A 16,419-nucleotide genomic window follows, 5' to 3' on the forward strand; every position below is an offset into this window, starting at 1 on the left:
CCAGGACAAGCTGGTCGACTACCTGAAGCGCGTCGCCACCGACCTCCACGAGACGCGGCAGCGGTTGCGCGCGGTCGAGGAGAAGGACCAGGAGCCGATCGCCATCGTCGGCATGGCCTGCCGGTTCCCCGGCGGCGCCGACACCCCGGAACGCCTGTGGGAGCTGGTCGCGGAGGGCCGTGACGCGATCACCGGCTTCCCGACGGACCGCGGCTGGGACCTGGACGCCCTCTTCGACCCGGACCCGGACCGCTCCGGTACCTCGTACACCCGATCCGGCGGGTTCCTCCTCGATGCGGCGGAGTTCGATCCCGCGCCCTTCGGCATCTCGCCGCGCGAGGCCCTCGCCATGGACCCGCAGCAGCGCCTGATGCTGGAGGTGTCCTGGGAGGTCCTGGAACGCGCGGGGATCGCCCCGGACTCCCTCAAGGGGAGTGCCACGGGCGTGTACGTCGGTGCCGGGAATCTCGGCTACCTCGTCGGCATGCAGCAGGCCCGGCCGGGAGTGGAGGGGCATTCGCTGACCGGCAACATCGGCAGCATCATCTCCGGGCGCATCTCCTACACCTTCGGTCTCGAAGGGCCGGCGGTCACGGTCGACACCGCCTGCTCCTCGTCGGTCGTGGCCCTGCACTCCGCCGTTCAGGCGCTGCGCAACGGCGAGTGCTCGCTGGCGCTGGCGGGCGGCGTCACGATCATGCCCAACCCGGTGGAGTTCGTGGAGTTCAGCAGGCAGCGGGTGCTGTCACCCGACGGGCGCTGCAAGGCGTTCGGCGCGACCGCCGACGGGACGGGCTTCTCCGAGGGCGTGGGCGTGCTGCTGGTGGAGCGCCTGTCCGACGCTCGCCGCAACGGCCACCGGGTGCTGGCCGTGGTCCGTGGCTCGGCTGTGAACCAGGACGGCGCCAGCAACGGCCTGACCGCACCCAACGGCCCTTCGCAGCAGCGGGTGATCCGCCAGGCCCTCGCCAACGCCCGCCTCGCCCCCGCCGATGTCGACGCCGTCGAGGCGCACGGCACCGGAACCGCGCTGGGCGACCCGATCGAAGCCCAAGCCCTGCTCGCCACCTACGGTCAGGACCGGCCCACGGAGCAGCCGTTGTGGCTGGGCTCGATCAAGTCCAACATCGGCCACACCCAGGCCGCCGCCGGCATGGCCGGCATCATCAAGATGGTCATGGCCATGCGCCACGGCATCCTCCCCCGCACCCTCCACGTCGACGAGCCGTCCCCGCACATCGACTGGACCGCCGGCGCCGTCTCACTGCTCACCGAACCGGTGGACTGGCAGGCCGGTGACCGCCCCCGACGCGCCGGCGTCTCCTCCTTCGGCATCAGCGGAACCAACGCCCACGTCATCCTCGAACAGGCCCCCGTCGACGACGCCTCGTCCAGCGAGCCCGTGGAGCGGGACAGCGGACCCGTCTCCTGGGTCCTCTCGGGGAAGACGGCTCAGGCTCTGCGTGCCCAGGCCTCGCAGCTCCACTCCCTTGCCGAGTCCGAGCCCGCGCTCGACGCCCACGCGGTCGAAGCCGCTCTCGCGACCACACGCGCGGCCCTGGAGCACCGGGCCGTCGTTCTGTCCGAGGACCGGGAAGGGCTCGTGGAGGGGTTGCACGCCCTCGCGCAGGGCCGGCCCTCGCCGCAAGTCGTCACCGCGACCACCGAGAACCGCGGCAAAACCGTCTTCGTCTTCCCCGGACAGGGTTCGCAATGGCCCGGCATGGGACGCGAACTCCTCGACACCTCACCCGTCTTCGCCACCCACATCACCGAATGCGAAGCCGCCCTCACCCCCTACGTCGACTGGTCCCTCACCGACGTACTACGCCACGGCGAACCCCTGGACCGCATCGAAATACTCCAACCGGTCCTCTTCGCCCTCATGGTCTCCCTCGCCCGCCTCTGGCAACACCACGGCATCCACCCCGACGCCGTCACCGGCCACTCCCAAGGCGAAATCGCCGCCGCCCACATCGCCGGAGCCCTCACCCTCGACGACGCCACCCGCATCGTCGTCCTACGCTCCCAACTCTTCGCCGACCACCTCACCGGACACGGCGCCATCGCCTCCCTCACCCTCCCCGCCACCCAAGTAACACACCAGCTCCCCCAGTACGACGGACGCCTCACCATCGCCGGCATCAACAGCCCCACCACCTGCACCGTCGCCGGACCCCACACCGACCTCACCACCCTCACCCACTGGGCCCGCCAACAAGGCGCCCGCGCCCGCATCATCGACACCACCGTCGCCTCCCACAGCCCCCACGTCGAACCCCTCCACGACCAACTCCTCCACCTCCTCGCCGACATCAGCCCACAGGCCGCCAGCGTCCCCATCTACTCCACCGTCACCACCGAACCCATCGACGGCACCCAGCTCACCGCCGAGTACTGGTACGACAACTGCCGCCACCCCGTCCGCTTCCACGACACCCTGCACACCCTCACCACCCACGGCCACACCCACTACCTCGAAATCAGCCCCCCCCCCGTCCTCATCCCCGCCATCACCGAAACCCCCCCCACCGCCACCACCATCCCCACCCTCCACCGCAACCAAGGCACCACCACCGACCTCCACACCAGCCTCGCCCACGCCTGGACCACCGGACTCCCCACCACCTGGCACACCCCCCACCACCACCTCGACCTCCCCACCTACCCCTTCCAACGCCAGCGCTACTGGCTCACCGAGACCACCACGGCCGACGACCCCAGTGCCTACGGCCTGCACGCCACGCAGCACCCCCTCCTGACCGCCGCGATCCATCACGCGGAGACCGGTCGGCTGATGCTGACCGGGCGTCTGACGGCGCACGCCCACCCGTGGCTGTCGGACCACTCCGCGCACGGGACGACGCTGCTGCCCGGCACCGCCTTCACCGAGCTCGTGCTCCACGCGGCGCAGTACACGGCGACCCCGCACATCCACGAACTGACGCTCGAGAACCCCCTGGTGCTCGACGCGCAGAGTGCGACGCAGCTCCAGATCACGGTCGCCCCGGAAGGTGCGGCCGGGCGGATGACCGCGCGGATCCACTCAAGGCCGGAGAACCCGCACGACCCGACCACGCCCTGGCGGCACCACGCGACGGCCACGCTCACGGCGGAGGCCGCCGACGTCGCCGTACCGCCGCCGGCCGACTGGCCGCCCGCCGACGCACGACTGCTGGACACCGAGGGGCTCTACACGGAGGCCGAGCAGTCCGGGTACGGGTACGGTCCGGCGTTCCAGGGACTGCGGAGGGCGTGGCGCGGCGCCTCGGACCTGTACGCCGAGGTCGCACTGCCCCACGAACGGCACGAGGAGGCAGCGGGGTACGGTCTCCACCCCGCCCTGTTCGACGCGGCACTGCACGCTCTGCTGCTCGACCGGTCGGGGGGCGACACGACGGTCCGACTGCCGTTCGTCTGGTCGGGTGTCTCCCTCCACGCCGCCTCGGCGACAGCGCTTCGGGTGCGGATCTCGCCCGTGGGCGAGAACGAGTTCACCCTCGTCGCCACGGACGGCGCCGGCGGTGCGGTGGTCACCGTCGAGCGGCTCACGGTGCTGCCGGTCAGCGCGGAGCAGGTACGCGAGAGCGCCCGGTCGGCCGACGAGGAGGCCCTGTACCGGGTCGACTGGGTCCCCGTCCCTGTCTCCGCACCCGACCGGCACCCGAACACCGTTGGCGGGGCGCCCTCTTGGGTGGCGATCGGCGCGGACGCCCCTGCGACGCGGGCCGTTGCGGCCTCGTACCCCGATGTCGACGCGCTCGTCGCGGCGTTGGACTCCGGGGCGGGTGTGCCGGAGGTCGCGCTGTTGTTCTGTGGCCCCGGTCGGGGCGGTGCGGTCACGGACGAGGTGCGGCAGGGGACGTCCGCGCTGCTGGACGCCGTGCGGACGTGGCTGGCGGACGACCGGTTCGACGCCTCGCGTCTGGTCGTCGTCACCCGCGGTGCCGTGGCTGTGCTGCCCGGCGAGGGCGTGGACGATCTCGCGCAGGCCGCGCTGTGGGGTCTGGTGCGCTCCGCGCAGTCCGAGAACCCGGGCCGTTTCCTGCTCCTCGACAGCGATACGGACGTTCCCGAGGAGGCGGTGCGCCGTCTGGCGGCCTCCGGCGACGAGCAGGCCGCGCTGCGTGAAGGAGCGCTGCTGACACCCCGGTTGGCACGCGCGTCCGTGCCGTCGGGGACGGAGGCCGAGTCGTCAGCGGCCGGTGCCCCCTTCTCCTCGGAAGGGACCGTACTGGTCACCGGCGGTACCGGGACTCTGGGCGGCTTGGTGGCCCGGCACCTCGTCGCGGAGCACGGTGTCCGGCATCTGCTGCTGCTGAGCCGTCAGGGCGCGGACGCCCCGGGCGCCGGGGGCCTGGCGGACGAGTTGGCCGCGTCGGGCGCCCGGGTGACGTTCGCCGCGTGTGACGCGTCGGACCGTGAGGCGCTGGCCGGGGTGCTCGCGAGCGTTCCGGCGGACCGTCCGCTGACCGGTGTGGTGCACGCGGCCGGCGCGCTGAGCGACGCCACGGTGGCGGCGCTCACCCCGGAGCACCTGGAGCGGGTGCTGCGGCCCAAGGCCGACGCGGCCGCTCATCTGGACGAGCTGACCCGTGACCTGGACCTGTCGGCGTTCGTGCTGTTCTCGTCCGCGGCCGGCGTGCTCGGCAACCCAGGGCAGGCCAACTACGCGGCTGCCAACACGTTCCTCGACGCGCTCGCCGAGCGGCGCCGGGCGCAGGGGCTGCCCGCCGTGTCCGTCGCATGGGGTCTGTGGGCGCCGTCCAGCGCCATGCGGGCGCACCTCGGCGAGCGGGACGAGGCCCGGATCGTGGGGTCCGGTGTGCTGCCCATGCCCGCCGAACAGGGCCTGGCGCTGCTGGACGCCGCACTGCGCGCCGATCGGCCCTTGGTGGTGGCCGCACGGCTCGATCCGTCGGCACTGCGCCGCCGTGCGCAGGACGGCACGCTGCCCGGCGTCCTGCGCGGGATCGTACGCGTGCCGGTGCGTCGCGCCACGGCGGACGGCACGGACGACGGCGGGTCGGCGCTGCTGCGTCGTCTCGCGGGTCTGCAGGAGGCCGATCAGGAGCGCGAGTTGGCCGCGCTCGTGCGCGGTGAGGCGGCGGCCGTGCTGGGTCACGCCGACCCGTCCTCGCTCGACCTCGCGCAGCCGTTCAGGACGCTCGGCTTCGACTCGCTCACCGCGGTGCAGCTGCGCAACCGCCTCGCGGCGGTGACCGGTCTGCGGCTGCCCGCGGGCCTGGTCTTCGACCATCCCTCTCCGGCCGCGGTCGCCCGTCACCTGCGCACCGAGCTGACCGGAGCCGCGGAGTCGACCGTGGCACCCGTGCCGGTCGCCGCCGCGGGCACCGACGAGCCGGTCGCGATCGTCGGCATGGCCTGCCGCTTCCCCGGGGGCGTCCGCTCGCCGGAGGACCTCTGGCGCCTGGTCGTGGACGGCGGTGACGCGGTCTCGGACTTCCCGGCCGACCGCGGCTGGGACCTGGACGCGCTCTTCGACCCGGACCCGGACCACCCGGGCACCTCCTACGCCCGCCAGGGCGGATTCCTGCTCGACGCCGCCGACTTCGACGCCGGATTCTTCGGCATCTCCCCACGCGAAGCCCTCTCCATGGACCCGCAGCAGCGGCTGCTCCTGGAGACCTCGTGGGAGGTCTTCGAGCGGGCCGGCATCGACCCGGCGACGCTCAAGGGCAGCCGTACGGGCGTCTTCGCCGGAGCCATGTACCAGGAGTACGCAGCGAACGTCGCCCCGGAGACCGTGGAGGGGCACTTCCTGAGTGGCACCTCCTCCAGCGTTGTGTCGGGCCGCGTCTCCTACACCTTCGGTCTGGAGGGGCCCGCAGTCACCATCGACACCGCCTGCTCCTCCTCCCTGGTCGCGCTGCACCTGGCCGCACAGGCGCTGCGCAACGGCGAGTGCGAGCTGGCGCTCGCCGGCGGTGTCGCGGTGATGACCACGCCGGTGCTCTTCACCGAGTTCAGCCGGCAGCGGGGACTGGCCCCGGACAGCCGCTGCAAGCCCTTCGCCGCGGCGGCGGACGGCACGGCCTGGTCCGAGGGCGTGGGCGTGCTGCTGGTGGAGCGGCTGTCCGACGCCCTCCGCAACGGCCACCGGGTGCTCGCAGTGGTCCGCGGCTCCGCCGTGAACCAGGACGGCGCCAGCAACGGCCTCACCGCCCCCAACGGCCCCTCGCAGCAGCGGGTGATCCGCCAGGCCCTGGCCAACGCCCGCCTGACCCCGGCCGACGTCGACGCCGTCGAGGCGCACGGCACCGGCACCACCCTGGGCGACCCGATCGAGGCCGACGCCCTGCTGGCCACCTACGGACAGGACCGCCCCGAGGACCGCCCGCTGTGGCTGGGCTCGGTGAAGTCCAACATCGGGCACACCCAGGCCGCCGCCGGCATGGCCGGGATCATCAAGACGGTCATGGCCATGCGCCACGGGCTGCTCCCCCGCACCCTGCACCTGGACGAGCCGACCCCGCACGTCGACTGGACCTCCGGCCGTGTCGCCCTGTTGACCGAGCCCGTCGCCTGGCCCGTGTCCGACCGTCCGCGCCGGGCGGGTGTCTCCTCCTTCGGCGCCAGCGGCACCAACGCCCACGTCATCCTCGAACAGGCGCTGCACACGACCGCTGCGAACCAGGACACACCGTCCGACGCCGGCTCGGGCGCACTGCCCTGGCTGGTCTCGGGCCGCACGGCCGAGGCACTGCGCGAGCAGGCCGCGCGTCTGCGTTCCTTCGTGCAGTCGGACGAGGCCGTCGAGCTGGAGCCGTCGGCGGTCGCGGGTGCCCTCGCCGCCGAGCGCGCCACGTTCGGGCACCGCGCCGTCGTCCTGGGCTCCGACCGCCCCGACTTCACGGACGCCCTGACCGCCCTCGCCGAGGGCACGCCCCACCCCGGCGTCGTCCAGGCCACGGCCCTGGAGGTGACACGTACGGTGTTCGTGTTTCCGGGTCAGGGTTCGCAGTGGACCGGGATGGGACGCGAACTCCTCGACAGCTCGCCCGAGTTCGCCGCGTACATCGCCGAGTGCGAGACCGCGCTCAACGACTTCGTGGACTGGTCGCTCACCGACGTCCTGCGCGGCACCGAAGGAGCCCCCGGCTACGACCGCGTCGACGTCGTCCAGCCCGCCCTCTTCGCCGTCATGGTCAGCCTCGCCCGCCTCTGGCAACACCACGGCATCCACCCCGACGCCGTCATCGGCCACTCCCAAGGCGAAATCGCCGCCGCCCACATCGCCGGAGCCCTCACCCTCAACGACGCCGCCCGCATCGTCGCCCTACGCTCCCAAGCCCTCCTCCCCCTCGCCGGCCTCGGCGGCATGACCTCCCTCGCCCTTCCCCACCACCAAGCCCACGAACTCATCCAGCCCTGGGGCCAAGACCTCTCCATCGCCTCCGTCAACGGACCCCACTCCACCGTCGTCTCCGGCACCACCCACGCCCTCGACGAACTACACACCACCTGCAACACCCAAGGAGTTCGGGCCCGCCGCATCCCCGTCGACTACGCCTCCCACTCCGCCCAGGTCGAAAGCATCCGCGACACCGTCCTCCAAGCAGCCACCGGCATCAACCCACAGCCGACAGCCGTCCCCCTCTATTCGACGGTCACCGGCCAACCCATCAACGGCACCCAGCTCGACGCCGACTACTGGTACACCAACCTCCGCCACACCGTCCGCTTCGAGGAGACGGTCCGCGCTCTGCTCGGCGACGATCACAACGCGTTCATCGAGGCCACCGCGCACCCGGTCCTCACCATGGCCGTCGAGGAGACCGTGGGCGCGGTGGAGCGCGAAGCCGTGGTCGTCGGGACGCTACGGCGCGACGAAGGCGGGATCGACCGTTTCCGGACGTCGCTCGCCATGGCGTGGGTGCGCGGGGTGGGCGTCGACTGGGTCGGCATGCTGGGCGGGCGCGGTGCGCGTCCGGTGGATCTGCCCACGTACGCCTTCCAGCGCGAACGGTACTGGCTGGAACCCGCGACCCGGACGTCCGGTGACGCGTCCTCGCTGGGCCTGGAGGGTGCCGGTCATCCCCTGCTCGGCGCGGCTCTCCGGCTCGCCGGCGAGGACGGGGTCCTCCTGACCGGGCGGCTGTCCCGGGAGGCCCTGCCGTGGCTGGCGGACCACGCGGTCGCCGGGACCGTCCTGCTGCCGGGTGCGGCCTTCGTCGAGCTGGCGCTGCGTGCCGGGGACGAGGCCGGCTGTGATCTGGTCGAGGAGCTCACTCTGGAGGCACCGCTCCTCCTGCCGGAACGCGGGGGCGTACGGCTCCAACTCGTGCTCGGGGTACCCGACGCGCAGGGGCGGCGCGAACTGGGCGTGTACGCGCGGCCGGACGGCGACGGCGACGGCGACGGCGACTACGGCGGTGAGGCCCCGTGGACGCGGCATGCCCGTGCCGTGCTCGCCGTGGCGGGCGACGCCGACCGTGCCGACGTCGCGCTTCCCGGCGCGGTGTGGCCACCCTCCGGGGCCGAGGCCCTGCCCGTGGCCGACTTCTACGCGGACGCCGCGGACGCCGGTTACGGGTACGGGCCCGCCTTCCAGGGGCTGAGGGCGGCCTGGCGGCTCGGCGAGGAGATGTTCGCCGAGGTCGCGCTGCCGGAGCAGGTGCGGGAGGAGGCTTCCGCGTACGGGATCCATCCCGCGCTGCTCGACGCGGCCCTGCACCCGGCCCTGCTCGACCAGGTGGGCGGTGACGCTCAGGTGCGGCTGCCGTTCGTGTGGAGCGGGGTCATGCTGGACGCGGTGGGCGCGGGCGTCCTCCGTGTCCGCATCTCCCCCTCCCGTGCGGACTCCCCGTCCGGTGCCGATGGGCTGGCGGTGTCGCTCACCGATCCCGAGGGGCACCCGGTCGCCACCGTCGGCGCGTTGGTGTCGCGTCCGCTCTCCGCCGACCAGGTGCGGCAGACGTCGGGCAAGGCCCTGGAGTCCCTGTACCGCGTGGCATGGGTGGGTCTGCCGGCCCTCGCTGCCAACTCGACGACGCCCGTTCCGCTGGACGAGGTGTCCGACGACTCGGCCGAGGTTCCCGAGACCGTCCTGCTGTCCTGCGCCGACGCGACAGCCGACGCTGCCGACGCCGCATCCGGCATCGCCGACGTCGTGGATGGGGTGCGCCGCGCCGCCCATGAGCTGCTGCACAGGGTGCAGGCCTGGCTCAGCGACGCCCGGTTCGCTTCCTCACGCCTGGTCGTGCTCACCCGGGGCGCGGTGGCCGCGTCGCCCGAGGACCGGACGACCGACCTGGTGACCGCTCCGCTGTGGGGGCTGATCCGGTCGGCGCAGGCGGAGAACCCGGGGCGGTTCGTGCTGCTCGACACCGACGGCACGGAGGCATCGGCTGCCGTGCTCGCCGGGGCCGCCGCGAGCGACGAGAGTCAACTCGCCCTCCGCGACGGGGCGGTGCTGGTCCCCCGGCTCGTGCGCGGTGCGGTGTCCGGCGCGCTCGCCCTGCCGGCCGACGGCTCCGACTGGCGGGTGGACTCGCGCAGTCCGGGCACGCTGGAGGGTCTGTCGGTGCTTCCGGGCACCGCGGCCGCACAGCCGTTGGAACCGGGCCGGATACGGGTCGCCGTCCGTGCCGCCGGGCTGAACTTCCGCGACGTCCTGATCGCGCTCGGCATGTATCCCGGTGAGGCGACGATGGGCAGCGAGGGCGCCGGGGTCGTCGTCGAAGTGGCGCCGGACGTGACGGAGTTCGCGGTCGGCGACCGGATCGTGGGGCTGATCCCCGAGTCGTTCGGTCCGTTCGCGGTGGTCGATCACCGTACGGTCGTGCGGATGCCGGAGGGGTGGTCGTTCGAGCAGGCCGCCGCCGTGCCGATCGTCTTCCTGACCGCCTACTACGGCCTCCGCGACCTCGCCGACCTGCGGGCCGGGGAGTCGGTCCTCATCCACGCCGCTGCGGGCGGCGTCGGCATGGCCGCCGTCCAACTCGCCCGCCACTGGGGCGCCACCGTCCACGCCACCCCCTGCGCGCCCTGGGCCTGGACGACGACCACATCGCCTCCTCCCGCACCCTCGACTTCAGCGACCAGTTCGACGAAGTCGACGTCGTCCTCAACTCCCTCACCGGCGAATACATCGACGCCTCCCTGCACCTCCTGCGCGACGGCGGCCGCTTCATCGAGATGGGGAGGACGGACGTACGGGACGTGTCCGGGGTGTTCTACCGGGCCTTCGTACTGGCCGAGGCGGGGCCCGAGCGTATCGGCGAGATGCTGGGTGAGGTCGTACGGCTCCTGGAGACGGGCGCGCTGACGCACCTGCCGCTGGACGTGCGTGATGTCCGCCAGGCCCCGGAAACCTTCCGGCACATGAGCCAGGCCCGCCACATCGGAAAGATCGTGCTGCGGATACCGCAGTCCCCGGACGCTCGGGGCACCGTCCTGATCACCGGTGGCACCGGCACCCTCGGCGCGCTCACCGCCCGACACCTCGTCACCACCCACGGCACCCGCCGCCTCCTCCTCACCAGCCGCCAGGGCATGGCAGCACCCGGCGCCGCCCCACTCGCGGACGAGCTGCGGGACCTGGGCGCGCACGTCACCATCGCCGCCTGCGACACCGCCGACCGCACCGCACTGACCCACCTGCTGGACTCGATTCCGGCCGAGCACCCCCTCACGGCCGTCATCCACTGCGCCGGCGCCCTCGACGACGGCACCGTGCCGACGCTCACCCCGGAGCGCTTCGAGGCGGTGCTGCGTCCCAAGGTCGACGCGGCGTGGAACCTGCACGACCTCACCCGGCACCTGGACCTGTCGGCCTTCGTCCTCTTCTCCTCCGCCGCCGGCGTGCTCGGCGGGGCGGGGCAGGCCAACTACGCCACCGCCAACACCTTCCTCGACGCCCTCGCCCACCACCGCCACGCCCACGGACTGCCCGCCACCAGCCTGACCTGGGGTCACTGGGAGCAGGCCAGCGGCATGACCGGGCACCTGGACCGGACCGACCTCGCGCGGATCGGCCGTACGGGGCTGCTACCCATGTCCCCGGCATACGGGCTGGCCCTGTTCGACGCGGCGCTGCGGGAGTCGGATGCCGTGCTGGTGCCCGTGCGGCTCGACACGGGTGCGTTGCGCGAGCAGCACGCCGGCGGGGCGCTGCCCCCGGTCTTCCGCGAGCTGGTGCGGGGGCCCGCACGGCGTACGGCCGCGACGGGGGGTGCCGCGGACCAGTCGGCGCTGGCTCGGACACTGGCCGGCCGTTCCACCACCGAGCAGAAGGCGATCCTCCTCGACCTCGTCCGCACCCACATCGCCACCGTCCTCGGCCACACCACCCCCGACACCATCAACCCCGACCAGCCCTTCAAAGACCTCGGCTTCGACTCCCTCACCAGCGTCGAACTCCGCAACCGCCTCACCACCGCCACCGGCCTCAAACTCCCCGCCACCCTCACCTTCGACCACCCCACCCCCCACGCCCTCACCCACCACCTCCACCAACAAACCACCGGCACCACCCACCCCACGCCGATCAACACACCACCCACCACCGCCCCCGCACCCGACGAACCCCTCGCCATCGTCAGCATGGCCTGCCGCTTCCCCGGCGGCATCGAGTCGCCCGACGACCTGTGGCAGTACGTCGTCCAGGGCCGTGATGCCGTCTCCGACTTCCCGGTCGACCGCGGCTGGGACCTGGAGAGGCTGTACGACCCGGATCCCGAACGGTCCGGAACGTCGTACACGCGATCCGGTTCCTTCCTCTACGACGCAGCCGACTTCGACGCGCAGTTGTTCGGCATCTCGCCCCGCGAGGCCCTGGCGATGGATCCGCAGCAGCGCCTGCTGCTGGAGACCTCCTGGGAAGTCCTGGAACGGGCCGGCATCAACCCGCGCAGTCTGCGCGGGAGTCAGACCGGTGTCTTCGTCGGTGCGGTCAACACGGGCTACGGCACGGGGCTCCCGCACACGCCCGAGGACATCGAGGGCTATCTGGGGACGGGCACGTCGTCCAGTGTCGCGTCGGGGCGCGTGGCCTACACCTTCGGTCTCGAAGGGCCGGCCGTCACGGTCGACACGGCTTGCTCCTCGTCGCTGGTGGCGCTCCATCTGGCCGCACAGGCGCTGCGCAACGGCGAGTGCACGATGGCCTTGGCGAGCGGGGTCGCCGTCATGGCGACGCCGTTGGAGTTCGTGGAGTTCAGCAGGCAGCGGGTGCTCTCGGCGGACGGCCGCTGCAAGGCGTTCGCGGCGGCGGCCGACGGCACCGGTTTCTCCGAGGGCGTGGGCGTGCTGCTGGTGGAGCGCCTGTCCGACGCCCGCCGCAACGGCCACCAGGTGCTCGCCGTGGTCCGCGGCTCGGCTGTGAACCAGGACGGCGCCAGCAACGGCCTCACCGCACCCAACGGCCCTTCGCAGCAACGGGTGATCCGCCAGGCCCTCGCCAACGCCCGCCTCACCCCCGCCGACGTCGACGCCGTCGAGGCGCACGGCACCGGAACCGCGCTGGGCGACCCGATCGAAGCCCAAGCCCTGCTCGCCACCTACGGTCAGGACCGGCCCACGGAGCAGCCGTTGTGGCTGGGCTCGATCAAGTCCAACATCGGCCACACCCAGGCCGCCGCCGGCATGGCCGGCATCATCAAGATGGTCATGGCCATGCGCCACGGCATCCTCCCCCGCACCCTCCACGTCGACGAGCCGTCCCCGCACATCGACTGGACCGCCGGCGCCGTCTCACTGCTCACCGAACCGGTGGACTGGCAGGCCGGTGACCGCCCCCGACGCGCCGGCGTCTCCTCCTTCGGCATCAGCGGAACCAACGCCCACGTCATCCTCGAACACGTCGCAGAGGTGCCGGAGCTGTCGCCCGTGGACGAGGACTCCACCATGCCGTTGGTGTTGTCCGGCCATACCCCCGAGGCGCTGCGGACGCAGGCCGATCGGCTCCACGCCCATCTCACGGGCCGCCCTGAGCTGCCTGTTGCGCAGGTTGCCGCGTCCCTCGTCGCCACGCGTGCGGCACTCGACCATCGCGGGGCGGTCCTCGCCGAGGACCGGGAGGGGTTCCTCGAAGGGCTGCACGCCCTCGCGCAGGGCCGGCCCTCGCCGCAAGTCGTCACCGCGACCACCGAGAACCGCGGCAAAACCGTCTTCGTCTTCCCCGGACAGGGCTCACAGTGGCCCGGCATGGGACGCGAACTCCTCGACACCTCACCCGTCTTCGCCACCCACATCACCGAATGCGAAGCCGCCCTCACCCCGTACGTCGACTGGTCCCTGACCGACGTACTACGCCAGGGCGAACCCCTGGACCGCATCGAAATACTCCAACCGGTCCTCTTCGCCCTCATGGTCTCCCTCGCCCGCCTCTGGCAACACCACGGCATCCACCCCGACGCCGTCACCGGCCACTCCCAAGGCGAAATCGCCGCCGCCCACATCGCCGGAGCCCTCACCCTCGACGACGCCACCCGCATCGTCGTCCTACGCTCCCAACTCTTCGCCGACCACCTCACCGGACACGGCGCCATCGCCTCCCTCACCCTCCCCGCCACCCAAGTAACACACCAGCTCACCCAGTACGACGGACGCCTCACCATCGCCGGCATCAACAGCCCCACCACCTGCACCGTCGCCGGACCCCACACCGACCTCACCACCCTCACCCACTGGGCCCGCCAACAAGGCGCCCGCGCCCGCATCATCGACACCACCGTCGCCTCCCACAGCCCCCACGTCGAACCCCTCCACGACGACCTGATCCACCTCCTCGCCGACATCACCCCACAACCCGGCACCACCCCCATCTACTCCACCGTCACCACCGAACCCATCGACGGCACCCAGCTCACCGCCGAGTACTGGTACGACAACTGCCGCCACCCCGTCCGCTTCCACGACACCCTGCACACCCTCACCACCCACGGCCACACCCACTACCTCGAAATCAGCCCCCACCCCGTCCTCATCCCCGCCATCACCGAAACCCACCCCACCGCCACCACCATCCCCACCCTCCACCGCAACCAAGGCACCACCACCGACCTCCACACCAGCCTCGCCCACGCCTGGACCACCGGACTCCCCACCACCTGGCACACCCCCCACCACCACCTCGACCTCCCCACCTACCCCTTCCAACGCCAGCGCTACTGGCTGGAGTCGGCGCCGCTCTCCGCCTCGCAGGGTCCTGCCGGCCCTGCCGATGACACGGATGCGCGCTTCTGGGAGGCAGTGGAGCGGGAAGACCTGGAGGCGCTCTCCTCGACGCTGAGCCTCGACGGCAACGGTGAGGCGCTGTCCTGGAGTGCGGTGCTTCCCTCCTTGTCCAGCTGGCGGCGTCAGCAGCGTGAACAGGCGACCCTCGACAGCTGGCGCTACCGGATCTCCTGGAAGCGCATTACCGTCCCGAACCTGCCTACGTTGACCGGCACTTGGCTGCTGGTGACAGGTCCGGAGCGGTCCGGTGAGGCGTGGAGCGCGGTCGTCGCCCGGGCCATGGCATCGCGCGGGGCGCAGGTCAGCACGCTGTCCGTCGACGCCGCCGGGCTCGACCGGGAGACGCTCCGCGAGCGCATCCGCGAGCACCTCGCGGACAGTGAGCAGCCCGTCGGGGTGCTGTCCCTGCTCGCGTGCGGTGCCGGAACCGCGGAGTCGGGACGTCCCGGGGTTCCGTCGGCTCTGGCGACGACCGTCGCGCTGGTGCAGGCGCTGGGCGACGCAGGAGTCGACGCGCCGCTGTGGTGCGTGACGAGCGGGGCGGTGTCCGTGTCCGCCACCGAGTACGCGCTGCCGGAGCAGGCAGCGGTGGCCGGTCTGGGACGCGTGGTGGCGTTGGAACAGCCACAGCGGTGGGGCGGAACGATCGACCTGCCGGGACAGCTCGGGGATGTCGACGACCAGGTGGCCGTCCGGCTCGTCGGGGTGCTGGCGGAGCACGGCGACGAGGACCAGCTCGCGGTGCGGGCGTCGGGCGTGTTCGGACGCCGGCTGGTACGGGCGCCCCTGGGGGCCGCTGCGCCGGTGCGATCGTGGAAGCCGCGCGGCACGGTGCTCGTCACCGGAGGAACCGGGGGTGTGGGCGGCCGCGTCGCGCGGTGGCTCGCCACGTCCGGCGCCGAGCACCTGCTGCTCGTCAGCCGGAGCGGACCCGAGGCGCCCGGAGCCGCCGAACTCGAAGCGGACCTGGCGGCGTCGGGGGCGCGCGTCAGCGTCGTCGCGTGTGACGTGGCGGACCGGGACGCGGTCGAGCGGCTGCTGTCCTCGGTGCCCGACGCGCATCCGCTGACCGCGGTGGTGCACGCCGCGGGCGTGCCGCAGCAGAGCGCGGTGGAGGAGCTGACCCCCGCGGAGGTGGAGGAGATCCTCTCCGCGAAGGTGCTCGGCGCCCGGCACCTGGACGAGCTGCTGGCCGACGCCCCGCTCGACGCGTTCGTGCTCTTCTCCTCGAACGCGGGTGTGTGGGGCAGCGGCGGCCACAGCGCCTACGCGGCGGCGAACGCCTACCTGGACGCGCTCGCCGAGCGGCGCCGGGCTCACGGGCGTACGGCGACGTCGGTGGCGTGGGGTGCCTGGGCCGCGGGCGGAATGATGGCCGCGGAGGGCGCTGCCGCGTACATGGGCCGGCGTGGCGTGCTGGACATGGAGCCGGAGCGGGCCGTCGCCGCGCTCGTGGCCGCGGTCGAGCATGACGAGACGTTCGTGGCGGTTGCCCACATGGACTGGGAACGCTTCGTCCTCGGGTTCACGTCACTGCGTCCCAGCCCCCTGCTGGACGACATCCCGGAAGCGCGCCGCGCGCTCGCCGAGCTGGCCGAGGAGACGGAGAGCGGCTCCGACGCCTCCACGCTGGCGCGGGAACTGGCCGACATGTCCCCGGACGACCGGCGGGCCGCCCTGCTGGACCTGGTCCAGTCGAACGCCGCGGCCGTGCTCGGCCACACCGGTGGTGCGGCCGTCGACGCGCACCGCGCGTTCAAGGAGCTCGGCTTCGACTCCCTCACCGCGGTCCAGTTGCGCAACCGCCTCAACGCTGCCACGGGACTGCGGGTGCCGGCCACGCTCGTCTTCGACCACCCCACCCCGGCCGCGGTCGCCGCGTACGTGGAGGCCCAGCTGCTGCCCGATGTCTCCGGTGCCCGGCTGCCGGTCCTGGAGGAGATCGACCGACTGGACGCGTCGCTGTCCGACGGTCCGGCCGACGCCGACCTGCTGCACGCCGTGCAGGACCGGCTCCAGGAGATGCTCTGGAAGCTCGCGGACAGGTCCGCGGCGTCCGGCGGGACGGCCTCGCCGTCCGGCGACCCGGACGAACGAGGCGCGACGGACGGCGACTTCGCCTCGGCCACGGCCGACGACATGTTCGACCTCATCGACCGGGACCTCGGACTGTCCTGACCGCCCGGATCAGGACCCCCAGGCACGCATGGAGGTGTC

Annotated in this window: 1 protein-coding gene and 1 pseudogene; both read left to right on the forward strand. The window is 72.5% G+C overall.

All coding sequences use genetic code 11. From position 1 onward, the window contains the following. Positions 1-10 precede the first annotated feature (10 nt). Positions 11-9,691 (forward strand): annotated as a pseudogene (locus E4U91_RS38790) (type I polyketide synthase); the annotation flags it as partial. A 131-nt stretch (positions 9,692-9,822) separates the two neighbouring features. Next, the gene (locus tag E4U91_RS39745; RefSeq protein WP_137304743.1) at positions 9,823-16,380 is read left to right on the forward strand and encodes a type I polyketide synthase; all 6,558 of its coding nucleotides are present in this window, start codon (positions 9,823-9,825) and stop codon (positions 16,378-16,380) included. The last annotated feature ends 39 nt before the right edge of the window (positions 16,381-16,419 follow it).

The organism is Streptomyces lasalocidi (assembly GCF_005280215.1).
Taxonomy (GTDB): Bacteria; Actinomycetota; Actinomycetes; order Streptomycetales; family Streptomycetaceae; genus Streptomyces; species Streptomyces longwoodensis.